The organism is Methylobacterium phyllosphaerae, assembly GCF_001936175.1.
Lineage (GTDB): Bacteria > Pseudomonadota > Alphaproteobacteria > Rhizobiales > Beijerinckiaceae > Methylobacterium > Methylobacterium fujisawaense.
On record NZ_CP015367.1, the window covers coordinates 3,504,573 to 3,522,454 of the forward strand.

16 protein-coding genes are annotated in these 17,882 nt (G+C 70.8%); 10 read left to right on the forward strand and 6 right to left on the reverse strand.

Annotation, left to right across the window (positions count from 1 at the left end; genetic code table 11):
• The first annotated feature begins 513 nt into the window (after positions 1–513).
• The gene (locus MCBMB27_RS15900; RefSeq protein WP_053609921.1) at positions 514–2,064 is read left to right on the forward strand and encodes a DEAD/DEAH box helicase; all 1,551 of its coding nucleotides are present in this window, start codon (positions 514–516) and stop codon (positions 2,062–2,064) included.
• Between the two features lie 319 nt (positions 2,065–2,383).
• On the opposite strand, the gene MCBMB27_RS15905 is transcribed toward MCBMB27_RS15900, so the two are convergent.
• Together MCBMB27_RS15905 and MCBMB27_RS15910 are read right to left on the reverse strand one after the other, a co-directional pair.
• Positions 2,384–4,522 (reverse strand): molybdopterin-containing oxidoreductase family protein, encoded by a 2,139-nt coding sequence (locus MCBMB27_RS15905; RefSeq protein ID WP_075380835.1) that lies wholly within the window; start codon positions 4,520–4,522, stop codon positions 2,384–2,386.
• A 136-nt stretch (positions 4,523–4,658) separates the two neighbouring features.
• Complete coding sequence (locus MCBMB27_RS15910) at positions 4,659–6,557, reverse strand: tetratricopeptide repeat protein (RefSeq protein ID WP_051976175.1); 1,899 nt, start codon at positions 6,555–6,557, stop codon at positions 4,659–4,661.
• Between the two features lie 303 nt (positions 6,558–6,860).
• Here MCBMB27_RS15910 and MCBMB27_RS15915 point away from each other — a divergent pair, with 303 nt between their 5' ends.
• The 4 genes from MCBMB27_RS15915 (at position 6,861) to MCBMB27_RS15925 (ending at position 8,248) form a co-directional block, all read left to right on the forward strand.
• Positions 6,861–7,046, forward strand: a complete 186-nt coding sequence (locus tag MCBMB27_RS15915) for a YegP family protein (RefSeq protein WP_043385745.1) — start codon at positions 6,861–6,863, stop codon at positions 7,044–7,046.
• Positions 7,047–7,212: 166 nt separating this feature from the next.
• The gene (locus MCBMB27_RS15920; RefSeq protein ID WP_043385676.1) at positions 7,213–7,482 is read left to right on the forward strand and encodes a hypothetical protein; all 270 of its coding nucleotides are present in this window, start codon (positions 7,213–7,215) and stop codon (positions 7,480–7,482) included.
• Between the two features lie 149 nt (positions 7,483–7,631).
• Positions 7,632–7,769, forward strand: a complete 138-nt coding sequence (locus MCBMB27_RS30255) for a hypothetical protein (RefSeq protein ID WP_164706365.1) — start codon at positions 7,632–7,634, stop codon at positions 7,767–7,769.
• Between the two features lie 26 nt (positions 7,770–7,795).
• Positions 7,796–8,248, forward strand: coding sequence for an acyl-CoA thioesterase (locus MCBMB27_RS15925; RefSeq protein WP_051976177.1), 453 nt, complete (start codon positions 7,796–7,798; stop codon positions 8,246–8,248).
• Here the strand turns inward: MCBMB27_RS15925 and MCBMB27_RS15930 are convergent.
• On the reverse strand, positions 8,241–8,780 hold the full coding sequence (locus MCBMB27_RS15930; RefSeq protein WP_043348341.1) for a superoxide dismutase family protein: 540 nt from the start codon (positions 8,778–8,780) through the stop codon (positions 8,241–8,243). The genes MCBMB27_RS15925 and MCBMB27_RS15930 overlap by 8 nt on opposite strands.
• Positions 8,781–8,889: 109 nt before the next feature.
• Here MCBMB27_RS15930 and MCBMB27_RS15935 point away from each other — a divergent pair, with 109 nt between their 5' ends.
• The 5 genes from MCBMB27_RS15935 (at position 8,890) to MCBMB27_RS15955 (ending at position 14,534) form a co-directional block, all read left to right on the forward strand.
• On the forward strand, positions 8,890–9,669 hold the full coding sequence (locus tag MCBMB27_RS15935) for a TlyA family RNA methyltransferase (RefSeq protein WP_075380836.1): 780 nt from the start codon (positions 8,890–8,892) through the stop codon (positions 9,667–9,669).
• Complete coding sequence (locus MCBMB27_RS15940; RefSeq protein WP_075380837.1) at positions 9,666–10,919, forward strand: class I SAM-dependent RNA methyltransferase; 1,254 nt, start codon at positions 9,666–9,668, stop codon at positions 10,917–10,919. Before MCBMB27_RS15935 ends, MCBMB27_RS15940 begins: the two co-directional genes overlap by 4 nt.
• A gap of 53 nt (positions 10,920–10,972) precedes the next feature.
• Positions 10,973–11,245 (forward strand): hypothetical protein, encoded by a 273-nt coding sequence (locus tag MCBMB27_RS15945; RefSeq protein WP_043348336.1) that lies wholly within the window; start codon positions 10,973–10,975, stop codon positions 11,243–11,245.
• Positions 11,246–11,746: 501 nt separating this feature from the next.
• Positions 11,747–12,751 (forward strand): magnesium transporter CorA family protein, encoded by a 1,005-nt coding sequence (locus MCBMB27_RS15950; protein ID WP_043348324.1) that lies wholly within the window; start codon positions 11,747–11,749, stop codon positions 12,749–12,751.
• Positions 12,752–12,848: 97 nt separating this feature from the next.
• Entirely contained in the window at positions 12,849–14,534 is a 1,686-nt protein-coding gene (locus MCBMB27_RS15955; protein WP_075380838.1) for a methyl-accepting chemotaxis protein, read from the forward strand.
• A gap of 3 nt (positions 14,535–14,537) precedes the next feature.
• Here MCBMB27_RS15955 and MCBMB27_RS15960 read toward each other — a convergent pair whose 3' ends face one another.
• The 3 genes from MCBMB27_RS15960 to MCBMB27_RS15970 form a co-directional block, all read right to left on the reverse strand.
• Positions 14,538–14,858, reverse strand: a complete 321-nt coding sequence (locus MCBMB27_RS15960; RefSeq protein WP_043385663.1) for a DMT family transporter — start codon at positions 14,856–14,858, stop codon at positions 14,538–14,540.
• Positions 14,859–15,138: 280 nt separating this feature from the next.
• The gene (locus MCBMB27_RS15965; protein ID WP_075380839.1) at positions 15,139–16,824 is read right to left on the reverse strand and encodes a B12-binding domain-containing radical SAM protein; all 1,686 of its coding nucleotides are present in this window, start codon (positions 16,822–16,824) and stop codon (positions 15,139–15,141) included.
• A gap of 243 nt (positions 16,825–17,067) precedes the next feature.
• Complete coding sequence (locus MCBMB27_RS15970) at positions 17,068–17,874, reverse strand: SDR family NAD(P)-dependent oxidoreductase (protein ID WP_043348313.1); 807 nt, start codon at positions 17,872–17,874, stop codon at positions 17,068–17,070.
• Positions 17,875–17,882 lie beyond the last annotated feature (8 nt).

A 17,882-nucleotide genomic window follows, 5' to 3' on the forward strand; every position in this document is an offset into this window, starting at 1 on the left:
CATTGTTTCGGTTGCCCCGGATCTGCGGCAGCCCGGATGTGGTGCAAGACAGGGCGGTGCGCCGCCGATTGCGACACAACATCAGAGTAAGCCGATCCGCTCTGCGGAATCGCGGCCCGGTCCCGATCGACCGAAAGCTCGGGCGCCCTGGCGCTGCGGGAGGCGGAGAGCCATGCCCGGATCGCCGGCCGTGTTCGCGGGCTCGACGGAGCACTGGTACCGGTCCGCGTGGCCCTCGGCCTGATCGCGCCGCAACCCGGCCCTGCATTGACTTCGCAGTCGCACAGCCGCATATCGGCGCTGCAGCGTCAGCGGCCGTCATGGCCCGCTTGAGGGGGCTGCGTGACGGATCGGGCGCCTTCCCGGCGTGATCCGGCCCCCCTCTTCATAACGTGCATGCACCCGGGCCGCCCCATCACGCGGGCTGCCCCCTGCCAACGGACCGGCCCCAACACGGCATCGATCGCGTGCGACGCGAGGCGCCCGGCCGGCCCTGCTGCATCGGATACATCCTTGACCCAATTCACCGATTTCGGCCTCGCCCAGCCCGTGCTGCGGGCGCTCAGCGAGGCCGGCTACGTCGCGCCGACCCCGATCCAGGCCCAGGCGATCCCGCCCGCCATGGAAGGCCGCGACCTCTGCGGCATCGCCCAGACCGGCACCGGCAAGACCGCGGCCTTCGCGCTGCCGATCCTGCACCGCCTCTCGCTCTCGGACCGCCGCGCGCCGCGCCGCGGCTGCCGGGTGCTGGTGCTCTCGCCCACCCGCGAGCTCGCCAACCAGATCGCCGAATCCTTCTCGGATTACGGCCGTCACCTGTCCTTCACCAACACGGTGGTGTTCGGCGGCGTCACCATCAGCCGGCAGGAGCGCGCCCTGGCGCCGGGCGTCGACATCCTCGTCGCCACCCCCGGCCGGCTGATCGACCTGATCGAGCGTCGCTCACTGATCCTCGACGGCGTGGAGATTCTCGTCCTCGACGAAGCCGATCAGATGCTCGACCTCGGCTTCATCCACGCCCTCAAGCGCATCGTGAAGATGCTGCCCGAGAAGCGCCAGAGCCTGTTCTTCTCGGCGACCATGCCGAAGAATATCGCCGGCCTCGCGGCGCAGTACCTCACCAATCCGGTCCAGGTCGCGGTGACGCCCGTCGCCACCACGGCGGAGCGGGTCGACCAGCAGGTGATCTTCGTCCACACCGGCGCCAAGCAGGCGCTGCTCGGCCACATCCTGCGCGATCCGGCGATCGAACGCGTCCTGGTCTTCACCCGCACCAAGCACGGCGCCGACCGCGTCGTCCGCGGGCTCGACAAGGTCGGCATCGCGGCGGCGGCCATCCACGGCAACAAGAGCCAGCCGCAGCGCGAGCGGGCGCTGGCGTCCTTCAAGGACGGCTCCTGCCGGGTTCTGGTCGCCACCGACATCGCGGCCCGCGGCATCGACGTCGAGGGCGTGAGCCACGTGGTCAATTTCGACCTGCCGAACGTGCCGGAGAGCTACGTCCACCGGATCGGCCGCACCGCCCGGGCCGGCGCGGACGGGCTCGCCATCTCGTTCTGCAACGACGAGGAGAAGGCCTACCTGCGCGACATCGAGCGGGTGACCCGGCAGAAGGTGCCGGTGGCGGGCTTCCCCGAGGGCTTCACCCCGCCGTCCCGCCAGGAGGCGGCCGAGATCGCCCGCGAGGAGGAGCGCCGGCCCGAACGGCAGCAGCAGCGTCCCGGCGGCGGCCGCCAGGGTCAGCGGCCCCGGCAGTCGCAGGGCCGTCCCCAGCAGGGTCGGCCGGAGGGTGGCCGCGGCTTCGGCGGTCCCGGCCAGGGTGCGCCCCGGCAGGGCCGGCCCCAGGAAGGCCGGGCCGACGCCCGCGGCGACGGGCGGGGTCATGCCCCGCAGGGCCGCGATGTCCGCGCCGACCGGCCGGCACGACCGCAGGGCGAGCGCCCCAACCAGGGCCGTCCGAATCGCGACGCCCGGCCCCAGCGGGCCGATGCCCGGCCGCGCAGCGGCGGGGGCGGCGGCGAGGGTCGCAGCATCGGCTGGTTGGAGCGGGCGCCCCGCTCCTGAGCGTCACATTCGAGCCGCCCGGGACGGATCCGTCCCGGGCGGCTTTCCATTTCAGCGCAGGCCGCGGCCGCGAAGCCGCGCCGCGCGGCGATCAGTTTCCCCCTGACGCCCGTGACCATGCCTCGGGCCCTTGCGGCCCCGCACGCGGCGAGGGCGCCGCCGGCCGGATGGCGGGCGGGGACGCCCCGCGACCCCGTCTCCCCATGAGGGCTCCGCTATCCCCGCGCGCGCAGCGACGCACGCCAGCCGGCACCACATCCCCGGCTGTGACGCTGCCCCGGCTCCCGTCGCTGCGCGCGGTTCCCATCACAGGACTCGGTCAGTTCGCCCGCGAGACCTCTACGAGGTTGTCGGAGAACGAGGGGGCGTGGCCCATATCGGTGAAGGCCGCCGACGAGATGCTGTTGACTGTCCCCTCGTTGAGCTGGCGCCAGTAGCCGAGGGTCGCCACCACGATTCCGTGCGTGACGTCGTCGGTGACGCGCGCGACGCCCTTGAAGGCGCCCCGGGCATTGGCGACCTGGACGCGGTCGCCGTCGACGATGCCCCGGGACTCGGCATCGGTCGGGCTGATCATCACGAACTGCTCGCCCTGGCCCTTCTGCTTGTCCGCCATGTTGGCGTAGCAGGAATTCAGGAAGTAGTGGCTCTTGGGCGAGACGATGTTGAGCGGGTAGCGCTTGGCCAGCTCCGGATCGTTCGCGTGCGATTCCCGCGCACCGACATAGTCGGGCAGCGGGTCGAGGGGTTCGCCGGGCTGGAAGCCCTCGTACATCTGCCGGAACGGCGGCGCGACGAAGTTCGTGGCGCCCTCGATCTTGAGCATGCACTTGCCGGTATCGGTCGGGAAGTTGCCCTCCCGGTGCGGGGCGCGGTCGTCCGGCGTGCCCACCTTCAGGCGGGCGAAGCCATGCGCGCGCATGTAGGCGAGGTCGATCCCCGCGCAGGCGGGCGAGGCCCAGTCGACGTAGTGCTCCAGGCACTCCGCGTCCGACCATTTGAAGTTCTCTTCCTCGAAGCCGAACCGGGCGGCGAGCCTGCGGAAGATCTCGTTGTTGGGGATCGCCTCGCCGGGCGCCTCCGCGCACTTGGTGTTGTAGGTGAGGTAGAGGTGGCCCCAGGAGAGGATCATGTCCTCCATCTCGGCGCCCATCGCGGCCGGAAGCAGGATGTCGGCGTAGGCGGCCGTGTCCGAGATGAAGTGCTCGGCCGAGACCATGAACAGGTCCTCCCGCATCAGGCCCGCGACGATCTTGTCGGTCTCGGGGGCCTGCGTCACCGGGTTCGAGTTCCAGCACATCATCGACATGATCGGCGGGTCGAGCTTCAGCTCCCCGGTGAGCGCGCGGCCGATCTGCAGGTTCGAGACGACCCGGGTGCCCTCCGGGATCAGGTCGGGCCGGCACATGACGTCGAACTTGTAGGGATGCTCCCAGACCGGGAACTGCGTGACGCCGCCGCCGACATGGCGCCACGCACCGGTGAGCGCCGGGATGCAGGTGACCGCCCGGATGGTCTGGCCGCCGCCGAAATGCCGCTCCAGCGCCACGCCCATGCGGATGCCCACCGGCTGGGCCGTCGCCATCTCGTGGGCGAGCCTGCGGATGTCGGCCGCCGGGACGCCCGTGATGGACTCCGCCCATTCCGGCGTGCGCGGGGCGGCCCGCTCCTTCAGATCGGCGAAGCCGATCGTGTGGTTGTCGACGTAGTCCTGGTCGACGAGGCCCTGCGCGATGATCGAGTTGATCAGCGCCATGGCGAGGGCGCCGTCGGTGCCGGGCTTCGGGGCGATGTGCCAGTCGGCGGCCTTGGCGGTGCGCGACGCGTAGGCGTCGATGACGACGACCTTGGCGCCCTTCTTCTGCGCGTCCTTCACGATCGCCCAGTGGTGGAGGTTCGTGCTGACCGAGTTGCAGGCCCAGATGACGATGTACTTGGAGTGGATGTAGCTCTCCGGATCGAGGCCGGCGGTCGGCCCGACGGTGAGGAGCCAGGCCGTGCACGAGCCCTCGCCGCAGAAGGTCCGCTCGGTCACGGTGGCGCCCATGCGGTTGAAGAAGGCGTCGCCGCCGTTCAGCCCGTGCACGAGGCCCTGGTTGCCGAGATAGCTGTAGGGGGCGATGGCCTGCGGCCCGTACTGGTCGATGATCGCCGTCCAGCGGCTGACGATCTCGTCGAGCGCCTCGTCCCAGGTGATGCGCGCGAATTGCTTGGAGCCCTTCGGGCCGACGCGCTTCATCGGGTAGAGCACCCGGTCCGGATGATAGTGGCGCTTCTCGTAATCCTTCAGCTTCACGCAGAGGCCGCCCCGGGTCATCGGGTGGTCCGGGTTGCCGCGCACGCTCAGAAGCTCGCCGCCCTTCACCTCGAACAGCATGGAGCAGGTGTCGGGACAATCATGCGGACAGGCGCCGTAGAAGACCTCTGAGACGGCCTCGGCCTGGACGATCTCGTTCATCGTTTCCTCCCTGACCCCGCAGGCGTCTCGTTATTATGCGTGTTTCTCGGCGCGGGTCGGGTCCAGCCTATATCGGGAAGAAGAAAAATTCTAATTCGAGCGCGGTGCCCGATCCGCGCCGGGCGGACGCGCGGGGTCAGCCCTCCGGCAGTCCAGCGCGGCGCAGGCCCTCGTAGATGCGTGCCCGCTGGGCCAGGAAGGTCGGATCGGTGGAGGTCAGGCTTCGGTAGCGGGCGAGGGTGTAGCCGGGGCGCAGCCTGAGGAACTCGGCGAGGGAGGCCCGCGCCTCCACATCCCGGCCGAGCCGCGCGAAGGCGCAGGCGAGATAGAGGTGGGGGAAGTCGAAGAGCGGGTTCACCGCCGCCGCGCGGCGCAGCGGCTCGATCGCCTCCTGATCCTGCCCGAGATGGAGCTTGGCCAAGCCGTCCCGGGCGAGCCACGCCCCGAGCAGGGGATCCTTGGGGCTGAGGCGGATGGCGGCGGCGATGTCGCGCTCCGTCTCCTCGGCCCGTCCGAGGAAGATCTGGATGAGGCCGCGATAGGCGTAGGCCCGGGCGAAGCTGGGATTCAGGGTGAGCACCCGGTCGAACGCCGCGAGGGCCTCCGCGTAGCGCGATCGGGCGCGCAGGGTCTCCCCGCGCAGGTAATGCGCGAAGGGATGTGTCGGGTCGCCCTGGAGGACCGATGCGATCGCCTGCTCGGCCGTGTCGAGATCCGCCGTCCGCTCGGTCGTCCAGCCGTTCAGCACCCCGTCGACGAGCACCTCGGCGAGCCCCAGGCGCGCATCGACATTGGCCGGATCGAGGCCGAGCGCGCGCTCGAACAGCGGACGGGCCTGGGCGTGGTTGTCGCGGGCGAAGGGCCGGTTGAGCAGCGCCTGTCCGCGCATGACCAAGTCCACCGCATCCGCCGGCTGGCCCGACCGGGCCTGCGTGGCGGCCTCGAGAAGACGCACGCCGAGAGCGCGGCCGACCTGGGCGACGAGGACGTCCTGCGCGGCGCCGACGGCGGTCCGCGGTCCGTCGTAGCGGTCGGCCCAGAGGGCGGCGCCGGTCTCGGCATCCGTCAGTTGCACGGCGAAGCGCACCTGCTCGCCGCTCTGCCGAAGGCTTCCCTGCACGACGTAGCGGACGCCGAGTTCGCGGCCGACGGCGCGCGGCTCGAGAGGCCGCCCCCTGTAGGCCTGTGCCGTACCGTGCGCGATGACGAAGGTTCCCGGGGCGCGGGCGAGATCGGCGGAGAGATCCTCGGCGAGCTGCTCGGCGAGATAATCCTGGTCTGCTTCGCCGCTCTGGTTCGCCAGGGGCAGGACCACCAGGGACAGTCTCGGGCGCAGAGGCTCGCCCGGCCCATCCGTGCGCTCGGATCCGACGAGACGGGGCCAGGTCAGAGCCAGCCCCGCGGCGGCGAGGACCGCGACGGCGCCGAGAGTCGGCCGGAGGGCGGCGCGGGCGCGGCCCGCCCGGATGGCGCGCGACGTCCGCTGGTCCGGGGGCGGCACGGCGTAGACGCGCACGGGGCGTGCGATGTTCTTGAGGCGCTGCGGGCCGAGATCGATGAACGGGATTTCCGAGAGACCACGAACCTGCAGGTAGGCGGCTTCCGAAAGCCTCAGGGCACCGGGCTCGGCGGCGCTCTGCAGACGCGCGGCGATGTTGACGCCGTCGCCGAAGAGATCGCCGTCATGCACCATGATGTCGCCGAGATGGATCCCGATGCGGAGACGGAACTGCGCGGCCTCCCCCTCGGCCTCGGCGAGGGCTCGCTGGATCGCCACCGCACAGCAGACGGCATCCATGACCGAGGCGAACTCGGCCAGCACGCTGTCCCCGGCCGTGTTGGCGATCCGTCCGTGACGGGCCGCGATCATCCGGTCGACGATCCGCCGCGTGGCCTGGAGGGCGCGCATGGCGCCGCTCTCGTCGGCATGCATCGCCTTCGAATAGCCGGCGATGTCGGCGGCGAAGATCGCGGCCAGCCGGCGTTCCGGAACCGACCATTCCGATGCGCTGGACAGTGCCCTGTTCTCGCTCATCGCGATCCGTTCACGCCACGGCGACCCGGCAAGCCCGACCGTGGCCGCGTGATTCGCCACCCGCAGCGATGCAGCCGAATACTGCTTTGATCCAATGATGTCGAGCGAACACAGGCATTCGTACGCGCAAAATAAAGAATCGAGCCGGACTCAAGTCCGTCGCCGGGACTTCTCGAGCGCCCCGCAGCGGATGGCCCTTCCGCGACCGTCGCCCGACAGGACGGCCGCTCCGGCGCGGGCAGATCCTTTTATTGGCCGCGCCGTGCCCCCATTTCTGCCGACGGACGAAAGGGGGCCTGCATCATGCGGTTCGAACTCTATCGGGACGCCAAGGGTGAATGGCGCTGGCGCCTCCGGGCGCGCAACGGCGAGGTGATCGCCGAATCCGGTGAAGGCTATAGCCGCCGCGAGGATTGCGAGCACGGCATCGCCCTCGTGCGCCAAAGCGCCGAGGCCCGCATCGAGGACATGACGACGAAGATCGCCTGACCCGTCGGGTCTCAACCCGCGATCAACCCTGTCCGAAACGTCGCAGCGGTTATGCTGCAACGCTTCCGCTCGCCTACGCGTTGCAGCGTTTCGGACCGGGCGGAGGGCCCTCGCTTCCCGTGCGGTTCGTCGACCAGGACGTAACCACACGAAGGGAGTCGAGACCGTGCTGAGGAAATTCCTGCTCGCGGCCCTGCTGGTGCTGGGCTTCGCGGCTGCGGCGCCGGAGGGCGCGTCCGCCGCGCCCATCGGCCCGGGGCTGGCCCTGCCCGCCGAAGCCGCGCCGGCAGTAGCCGAGAAGGCCCAGTACTACTACCGCCGCCGCTTCTACGGCCCGCGGCCCTACTGGCGCCGCCCCTATTACCGTCGCCGGTTCTACTACGGCCCGCGGCCGTTCTACCGCCGTCCCTATTACGGCCGCCGGTTCTACTACTGAGCGGTTCTCCGACCTGACCGGCCCGGCGGCTCCCTCGAGCCGCCGGGCTTTTTCATGCGCCGATTCGGGGTGCGCGCGGGCGGCCCTTGCTTTATCGTGCCGGGAACGGGACCGCCGACGGCAGATCGGTGCGCCCGAGAGGAAGCCCGATGAACGATATTGCGCAACGCGCCGAGCCTGCGGCGGCGACGCCGGACCTCTGGCAATCCATCCCGCTCGAATGCATCCTGAGTGCGGTTGCCGTGCTGCTGGCGGCGGGTCTCAAGCTCGCCGGCCTGATGTCCTGACGGCGCAGACGGGGCGGATGGACGGCATGCAGCACGTCACACTCTCACCGGCCGGAAGCGCGACACCGCCCGTGGAGGTCGATCTGCCCAAGGGCGACCTCACGGTGCGCACCATCGCCATGCCGGCCGACACCAATGCCAACGGCGACATCTTCGGCGGCTGGGTGCTCTCGCAGATGGACCAAGCCGGTGGCATCGCGGGGGTGGACCGGGCGCAGGGACGCGTGGTCACCGTGGCGCTCGAATCCATGACCTTCATCCGGCCGGTCCGGGTCGGCGACGTGCTGTGCGTCTATACCCGGGTGGCGCATGTCGGCCGGACCTCGATGAAGATCGAAGTCGAGGCCTGGGCGCGGCGCTTCTGCACCCAGGTTCGCGAGCGGGTCACGCAGGCCACGTTCACCTTCGTGGCCATCGACGAGGCCGGCCGCCCGCGGCCGATCCCGCCGGCGGTGCCCTCGCCCTCCGCGACTACTTGATCACCCCGCAGGCGATCCGGTCGCCGGCGCCGCCGATCGGCTGGCTGGTGTGGTCGTCCTCGTTGGCGTGAATGATCAGTGCCGCGCCGTCACCATCCTTGAGGCCGCCCTCGCCGTTCAGCGGCGTCTCGCTCGAGACCTCGGCATTGGCCGAGCCGTCCTGCGCGGCGTAGAGGTTCGGCAGGTCGCCCTCGTCGGGCCCCTCGGCGTTGAGCAGCCCGTGCTTGCTCTGGTCGTGGTTCACGTGGGCCTTCGAGTTCATGAACTTCGGATCCGAGCAGTCGCCCACGGCATGGAAATGCATCCCGTGCCAGCCGGGCGGCAGACCACCGGGCTGGATCGTCACGCGCAGGACCAGGGCATTCGCCCCGTCGCGGATCGACAAGGCGCCGATCGCGTCGCCCTTGGCGTTCTTGATCGGCGCCGTGTAGGTCTCTGCCGGTTTGGCGACCTCCTTCGGAGGCTCCTGCGCCAGGGCGGCGCCGGCGGCGACAGTCCCGAGCAATGCGAGCAGCGGCAGGGTGCGGGTCATACGGTGGCTCTCCTCTCCGGCCCGGTCTAGTTAGGGAGCGCGCCGGCCTTCGACAGGGCGGCGGCCCGAAACCTCCGTCGCAGATCTGCCGGGACCGCACGAAGCCCTGATGACCCGAGACCGGCCTATCCCGGACCGCGCGCCGCCCACGGACGATCCGTCCCCGCGTCGCGCCGACCTGTTCCTCGTGGCGCACGGCCACTTTGAGAGCCGGGCCCGGGCCCAGGCTGCGATCCGCGCCGGGCTCGTGCGGGTCGACGGGCACCCGCTCGCCCGCCCCTCGGACACGATCGCCCCGGGGGCACGGGTCGAGGCGGAATCCGAGCATCCCTACGCCTCCCGCGGCGGCATGAAGCTCGCCGCCGCCCTGGATGCGTTCGGCCTCGACCCGGCCGGCCGTACCGGCCTCGACGTCGGCGCCTCGACGGGCGGCTTTACCGACGTGCTGCTGGCCCGCGGCGCCCGCCACGTCCACGCGCTGGATGTGGGCCGGGGGCAATTGCATCCGCGCCTCGCCGGGGATCCGCGGGTGACCAACCGGGAGGGGACCGACATCCGCGTCCTCGACCCGGACGCCCTCGTCCCGCGCCCCGATCTCGCCAGCGTGGACGTGAGCTTCATCGGTCTGCGCCTCGTCCTGCCGGTCCTGCCGCCGCTGCTCGCCCCGGGAGCGGAGGTCGTCGCGCTGATCAAGCCGCAATTCGAGGCTGGGCGCGGGCGGGTCGGCCGCGGCGGCCTCGTGCGCGACCCGGCGGTCCACGCAGAAGTCTGCGCGGCCATCCGCAAAACCCTGGAGGCGCTCGGCGCCGAAATCCTGGGCCTCATCGACTCGCCGGTGCCGGGCGGCGACGGCAATGCCGAGTTCCTGATCGGTGCGAGGTTGCCGTGAGCGAGACAGCCGACATCGAGACGGTCACGATCCGCGACCTCGGCACCCGCGGCGACGGGATCGCCGAGGATGGGATCCTCGTGCCCTACACCTTGCCCGGGGAACGCGCGGAAATCCGCCGGGAGGCGCGGCGCGGCGACCTCATCGCCGTCACGCAGGCCTCCCCCGACCGGGTCGCGCCGTTCTGCCCGTACTACATGCGCTGCGGCGGCTGCCGCACCCAGCACCTCGCGCGGCCCGCGGAACTCGCCTGGAAGCGCGGCCTCGTCGCGCAGGCCCTGTCCCAGGCCCGCCTCGACGTGGCCCCTGCCCCGATCATCGACGCGCACGGGACCGGGCGTCGCCGCCTCACACTGCACGTGCGGGAGATCGATGGCCGTGCCGAGGCCGGGCTGATGGCGGCGCGCAGCCACGCGCTGGTCCCGATCGACCATTGCCCGATCACCGTGCCGGCGCTGCACGCGGCCCCTGCGGTGGCGCGCCGCCTCGCCGCCCCCCTGGGCCATGGGCGCAAGCCCCTCGACGTGGCCGTTACCGCCACCGACCAGGGCCTGGACGTCGATCTGCGCGGCCACGGCCCGGTGAGCGCCGGCGTGGGCACCGCGCTGGTGCGGATCGCCGGCGAACTCGGCCTCGCCCGCCTCTCCCTCCACGGCGAGCGGCTCATGGAGGCCGAGCCGGTCTCGGTCACTGCCGACGCGATCCGCCTCTACCCGGCGCCCGGCGGATTCCTGCAGGCGACCGCCGCCGGACAGGCGACGCTCTGCGATCTCACCCTGACGGCCCTCGGCCCCCGTGTCCGACGTGTCGCCGACCTGTTCGCGGGCTGCGGGCCGTTGAGCCTGGCGATCGCCCGGACGGCCGCCGTTCACGCCGTCGAGTCCGACGCCGCCGCCCTGGCCGGGCTCGAACGATCCGCGCGCATGGCCTCGGGCCTGCGCAGGATCACCACCGAGCGCCGCGACCTGTTCCGGCGGCCCCTGCTCCCCCTCGAACTCGAGGCCTTCGATGCGGTGGTGTTCGACCCGCCCCGGGCCGGCGCGGAGGCCCAGGCCCGCCAGCTCGCCGCCGTGCGCGTGCCCCTCGTGATCGGCGTCGCCTGCGACGCCGGCACCTTCGCCCGGGATGCGGCGACGCTGGTTGCCGGCGGCTACCGGCTGGAGGCCGTCACGCCGGTGGACCAGTTCCGCCATTCGGGCCATGTTGAGATGGTTGGCGTGTTCCGACGCGAGCCGGCGCGGCGCCGATGAGGCAAGCAACCCGCAGTGAAGTTCGGCGTTCTCTCGAAGACTGGAGAGGTTCCATGAGCCGAGGATATTTTCGTCTCGCAGGTCTGGCCGCGCTGAGTCTCACCCTCTCGGCTCCCCTCGCGGCACAGACGGTCGCGCCCGATCAGACGGGCACCGGCGGCGGCCCGGCCTCGACGATCACGGCGCCGAACACCAACAGCCTCGGCGTCACCAAGCCGCCGGGCACGTCGCTCGGGGCCGCCGAAGTGCCGTCCCGCACGGAGGAGCGGCGCGAGCGCGCCCTGACCGATCGGATCGAACGCAGCATCTGCGACGGCTGCAACTGAGCCTGGGTCCGGGGCACTCGCTCGCGGTCGGCGGACCTTGCCGCCGCAGGGTCGTCCTGGGCCGGGCGGCAGGCGACCACCGCCGCCAGGGTGAGCCCGGCTCGCCGGACGCGGGGACGATGCCACCCGGACCGAGCAGGCGCCTCTCCGGGCGGCGATGGCCGAATTCGGCGGGATCGCCCAGACGACGGTCGGCTGACGGCGCCCAGGCCGGACGAACCGGTTGCGCCCGCGGCGATCCATGAGACGGTCCATGAGAGGGCGCGCGACCGCTCCGTCACCCCTATTCAGCGCCCTTTCGACGCCAAGGCCCTCGGCGAGGCGGCGACCGGCCCCGCAGCGACCGACCCCGAGCTGTTCCGAGGGATTGGGCGGCGATGTCACGGAAGCGTCAGAAAACAGCGCCACATCCGCGGCACAGCTTGCATCGATCGTCGCGGTGCCGGATGCGGGCTGCGGCCCTGCGCTGTCCCGTGACCGATCCGTATCCGAGACCTGCTCGTGATCTTCATCCACCAGCCCGCCATCGGCGCCGGAGCCACGCTGCTTGAACGCCGCGTCATCGATCTCCAGGACACGATCCCCGAAGACACCGTCTGGCTCGACCTGATCCGCCCGAGCCGCGAGGAGGAGCTGAAGGTCGAGGCCTTCGCCGGCATCGAGGTGCCGACCCGCGAGGAGATGAAGGACATCGAGCCCTCGGAGCTGCTCTACGTGGAAGACGGCGCCCGCTACATGACCGGGCGCGTGCTCTCGAAGGTCAGCGATGCCGAGGAGCCGGGCCTCGCCGGCATCACCTTCATCCTGCGCGGCAACCGGCTCGTCACCGTGCGCCACGAGGAGCCGCAGGCCTTCCGCATGTACACGCAGCGCGCCGGGCGCTCGATGGGCAACGGCAGCGCGTCGGCCACCTCGGGCGAGACCATCCTGGCCGGGCTGATCGAGGCGGTGATCGACCGGGCCGCCGACGTGCTCCAGCTCCAGGGCGAACGCATCGACCGCCTGTCGGGCAAGATCTTCGAAGTGCAGGAGGATCCGTCCGCCCGCAACACCGCCCTTCAGGACACGTTACGCGCCCTCGGCCGGCACGGCGATCTCATCTCCAAGCAGCGGGAGAGCCTCGTCTCCATGGAGCGTATTCTGCTCTCGCTGTCGGCGACCTACCGGACCAACAAGGCCCCGCGCGATCTGCGCGAGGATGTCCGCTCCACCCTGCGGGATCTTCAATCCCTCGAGGAGCACGCCACCTTCCTGTCCACGAAAATTCAATTTTTGCTCGACGCAACACTCGGTCTTGTCAATCTTGAACAGAACAACATCATCAAGCTGTTCTCGGTCATGGCGGTCGTCTTCATGCCGCCGACGCTGATCGCGTCGATCTATGGCATGAATTTTAAAGCCATACCCGAACTAGATTTCTCATTCGGATACCCGATGGCGCTGGTCATGATGGTCGTCGCAGCGGTATTCCCTTACTTTTTCTTTCGCTGGAAGAAGTGGCTTTAACGGCAAAGTCTGCTCCAGGACCGGAAAAATATTAAGGTCTCTGCGGGAGCATGGTGAGACCTGCAGGCGCGGCATGGCCGCGATGACGGAACCTCCCATGCGTTTCTCCCTCAAGACGGTTCTCGCCGGTGCGATCGGCCTGCTTGCCCTCGCCGCCGTCGGCCAGGGAATCGCCAGTGTCGTGAGCCTGTCGGAGATCGAGCGCAACGCCGCGGCGATCTCCCAGCAGGCCCTGCCCACGCAGAACCAGGCCGAGGCCATCGGGACGGCCGTGCGGGACGCCCGCCTGCGGCTCTACCGGCTGGTGGTGGCCTCGCCCGACGCGGCAGCCCTGGACAAGAACCAGACCGCGCTCACCGACACCCTCGGCGAGCTTTCCGGCCTCCGTCAGGCTTACCAGGAGCGCCTGACGGGTCCCCAGGACCGGGAGATCTACGAGCGCTTCACCACCGCCTGGAACGCCTACCAGAACGTCCAGCTACAGGTGGTCGAGCTGATGATCGCAGGCGATCAGCCGGGCGCGCTCGCGCTGGTGCTGGACCCCGCGACGGGTGCGCAGAACGATGCCGCGGTGGCGAGCCTGACCGAGTCCATCGCCTCTGCCCGGGCACAGACCGCGGCCAATGTCGCCGTGACCGTGCAGGCGGCGACGCGCGCCAAGCTGATCGCGATGGCCGCCACCGTGGTGGGCCTCGTGGTCGCCGCCGCCGCGATGCTGTTCGCCCTGTTCGGGATCGCGCGCCCGATCGAGCGCATGACCGGGGCGATGGGCCGCCTCGCCCAGGGCGACGAGAGCGTGCCGGTCCCGCACACCGGGCGCCGCGACGAGATCGGCGCGATGGCGGCGGCCGTACAGGTCTTCAAGGACAACCTGATCCACACCCGCGCCCTGGAGCGGGAGACGGCCCAGGCCCGGGAGGGCGCCGAGGCGCAGCGCCGGCGGGCCGTTCACGCCATGGCCGAGTCCTTCGAGGCCGCGGTCGGCGGCGTGCTGACGCGGGTGGCGGACGCCGCCCTCGGCCTGCGGGCCGAAGCCGAGGCGATGACCAGCACGGCCACGCACACGGCCGAGCGCTCGGTCACGGTGGCGGGGGCCGCGCAGGAGGCCGCCCAGCATGTCGGCACCGTCGCGGCGGCCGCGGAAGAACTCGGCGCCTCGGTGCAGGAGATCGGCCGCCAGGTGGACGGGTCTGCCGAACTCGCCCGGAGCGCGGTGGTCCAGGCCGGCGCCACCGCCGGCCTCGTGCAGGACTTGAGCACGGCGGCGGGCCGGATCGGCGATGTCGTGCGCCTCATCACCGACATTGCAGGCCAGACGAACCTGCTGGCGCTCAACGCCACGATCGAGGCGGCCCGCGCCGGCGATGCGGGACGCGGCTTCGCGGTGGTCGCCAGCGAGGTGAAGCAGCTCGCCGCCCAGACCGCCAAGGCCACCGAGGAGATTGCCGGTCAGGTCGGCCGAATCCAGGGCGCCACCGGACAGACCGTGGACGCCATCGACGGCATCGCATCCCGCATCCGCGAGATCGACGGCGTGGCGACCTCGATCGCGGCCGCCGTCGAGCAGCAGGGCGCGGCGACCCGGGAGATCGCCCGGAACGTCGCCGAGGCCGCATCCGGAACCAGCGCGGTCACCGGGACGATCGACGCAGTGGCGCGGGCGGCCGACGACACGGGCTCGGCCGCCACACGGATGCTCGCCTCGGCGACAAGCCTCTCGGAAGAGACGGCCGAGCTGCGGCGGGAGATCGACGGCTTCCTGCACACCGTGCGCGCGGCCTGACGCTCAGCCGGGGCTCGACAGCTTCATCAGGACGAGCCCGGAACCGATCAGGCCGGCCGCGAGGATCCGGCTGGCGCTCGCCTGCTCGCCGAGCACGGCGATGCCGACCAGGAAGGCGCCGACCGCGCCGATGCCGGTCCAGATCGTGTAGGCGGTTCCCAGGGGCAACGTGCGCATCGCCAGCGCCAGGAAGCCGACACTGCCGGCCATCGACACGGCCATGATCGCGGTCGGCCAGAAGCGCGTGAAGCCGTCCGACTGCTTCATCGCGTAGGCCCAGACGACCTCGAGAACGCCCGCGATGACGAGAGAGATCCAGGCCATGGCGGCCCTCCTGAAAGGGCCGGGCCGTCCCGGACTTGTGCCCCGTTAACCGGAGGGAGGACGTGGCCTCGCGCGGGATCAGCTAAGGTTTACGGGGGACGGCGGCAAGGGCGCCGCACGGGCCCGATCCACGGACCTTATTCTGAGGTGACCACGAAGCGGGCCTGGAAGGCGGGCTCCCGGAAGCGCGCCGCCCGATGGCGGTCTCGTTCGAGACCAAAGCTGCGCTCCGGCACCTCGGGACGAGGGCGCGGGTCGGATGACCCGAACCGACGCCCCGTCACGCCACCGCAGCCAGGTGCTTCACCTCGGCCCGCGCCACAACCTTGCCCACGGGCGGCGCCTTGCAGGTCTCAGCCTCGGGGGCCAGGACCGGCGGCTGCACCCAGCGGCCAGCGTCGAGGTCCGCGATCCGGCTGTTGATCTCGCGGATGACGTAGCGCGAGAACGGGTAGACGTGCAGGTAGATCACCATGTTGGTGACCACCGCCTCCAGGGCGGCCGGATTGCGCCGGGCGGTCTCCAGGAACACGCTCCAGAAGTGCTTGGCGAGCTCGGGACGGCGCACGGTCATCCGCCAGCACACGCGCAGCAGCGAATAGAGATCGTGGGCGATGTGGCGCCAGTTCAGCTTCTGGGCGGCGAATCTCGGCCGCTTCACCTGCCGCGCGACCACCCGGACCCGGTCGAAGAAGTTCGGCGGGTCGTAGATCTCCTGGAGGACGTCGCGGTAATCGGCCAGCACGTCGCGCTGCGGACGCAGGGTCACGAAGTTGATGCCCTGCGTGCACTGGTCGCCCTGGTCGGCCGTGGTCGCCGCGTAGTTCTCGTAGAGGCGGCCCTCCTTGCGCAGGCGGCGCGAGAGCTGCGTGTTCGGCAGCGCGAAGAGCAGGCCGACCATGGCGATCGGGATGCCGGTCTGGCTGATGCACAGCGACATCGCCTTGCTGATGCTGTCCTTCTCGGTGTCGAAGCCGACGATGAAGCCGGCCGTGACGAACATGCCGTGCTCGTAGAGCTTGTGCACGCTGTCGGCGATCGAGCGCTTGGTGTTCTGCTTCTTCTGCGTCTGGATCAGCGTCGCCTCGTCGGGCGTCTCGATCCCGGTGAACAGGGCGAAGAAGTTCGCGTCCCGCATCATCCCGAGCAGCTCGTCGTCGTCCGCGAGGTTCAGCGAGGCCTCGGTGGAGAACTTGAACGGGTAGCCGTGATCCTCCTGCCACTTGATCAGGTGCGGCAGGAACAGCTTGATGGCCTTCTTGTTGCCGATCAGGTTGTCGTCGACGAAATCGACATGGCCGCGGTAGCCGAGGCCGTAGAGCCGGTCGAGCTCCGCCAGCATCTGCGGCGTGGTCTTGGTCCGCGGGGCGCGGCCGTAGAGCTCGATGATGTCGCAGAACTCGCAGGTGAACGGGCAACCGCGGGAGAACTGGACGCCGATGTAGAGGTAGTGGCTGAAGGTCAGCAGGTCGAAGCGCGGGATCGGGCTCGTGGTGACGTCGGCCTTGAACTTCTCGGCCGTGAGCCGGCCGCGGCGCTCGCCGGCCTCCCAGGCGGCCACGAACTTGTCGAGGATGCCCTCGGCCTCGCCCAGCACCAGGAAGTCGGCCTTGTCGTAGACCTCGGGCGTCGAGGTCGGCGCGGGGCCGCCCACGCAGACCGGAGTGCCGAGCGCCACGCAGCGGTCGATGACCACGAGGCAATCCGGCTCCTGGGGGAGCATGCCGCCGGTCATCACGAGGTCGGCGGCGCGGATCTGCTCGTCGGTCAGCTCCTCGCAATTGCGGTTGACGAGCGACACCTGCCAGGCCGGCGGCAGCATCGCGGCCAGCGTGATGAGGCCGAGCGGCGGCGCGGGCGCGCGGGCGCCCTGCAGCTCCATGGCCTCTTTGAAGTTCCACATGGAGTTTTCGTAGAACTTCGGGAACACCATCAGCACGCGCGGGGCCGTGTTCGCTTCCGACATGCCAGTTTCCCTCGTCCACACATACCCGGCCCCGCCGGCTCCAGACGGAACCGGGTGCAGGATCGCCCTCTGACCTGCGGGTCAATTAAGGCCGTTTTTCGCTCCCGCAGCAATCGGCACCGCCAATCCCGACAGGACGCCGGACCGAACGCCGAAAATCGCCCCACCGGGGAGCGTTGAGGCTTGTTTGGCCCGTCCGTCGGGAGCGTGCGCCGGTTCCACGACACGCCCGACAAGGGCCCGTCACGGCCCGACCCGGAACCGCTCCGGCTGCGTCCCGTCGGCGTCCGTGAAGCCGTAGATCCGGGCGAGGTCGCCGGCATGCAGCACCGCACCGGCCCGGGCGGCGATATCCGGATCTGCCGCCAGCGCCGCCAGCGCCCGGCCGGCGTAGAGCGGGCTCTCGGTGGCGTGCACCTCCTGGCCGAGATCGCGCGCCCGCTCGGTGGCGACGAAGCCCGGTGAGAGGCCGAGGGCGGTGACGCCGTGGGGCGCGAGTTCGCGGGCGAAGGCCAGGGTCAGCCGGTTGGTGGCGGCCTTGGCGGAATCGTAGAACACGTCACCGAGGTAATCCTCGGTCCCGAAGGAGACGAGCGCCAGCAGCCCGGTCCGCGCCGCCACCAGGGCGGGGGCGACCGCGCGGGCGAGCAGCAGCGCCGGCAGCGGCCCGGCTTCGAGCAACCCGAGATACGGCTCGGCCGAGCGGCGCCAGAACGGCGTGCCCCATCCGGCCCCGTCCGGGTAGCGCTCGCCGTCATAGCCCTCGTTGCCGCTCCACACGCTGCAGGCCACGACGTCGATCCGACCGAACCGGCGCAGGGTCCAGTGGACCAGCGCGTCGGTGGCGCGCTCGGAGCGGTGGTCGCAGAGGTAATGGTGACCCCGCCCTCCGGCCGCGTCGACCATGCGGGCGGTGTCCTCGATCGCCTCCGGGCGCATCTCGGTGCGCGGGCCGGTCTCGCTGGAGCGCGCCGTGACGATCACCGTGGCCCCGGCCTCTCCCAGCGCGCGGGCGAGCCCCCGGCCGACGCCCCGCGACGCGCCCGCCACGAGGCAGA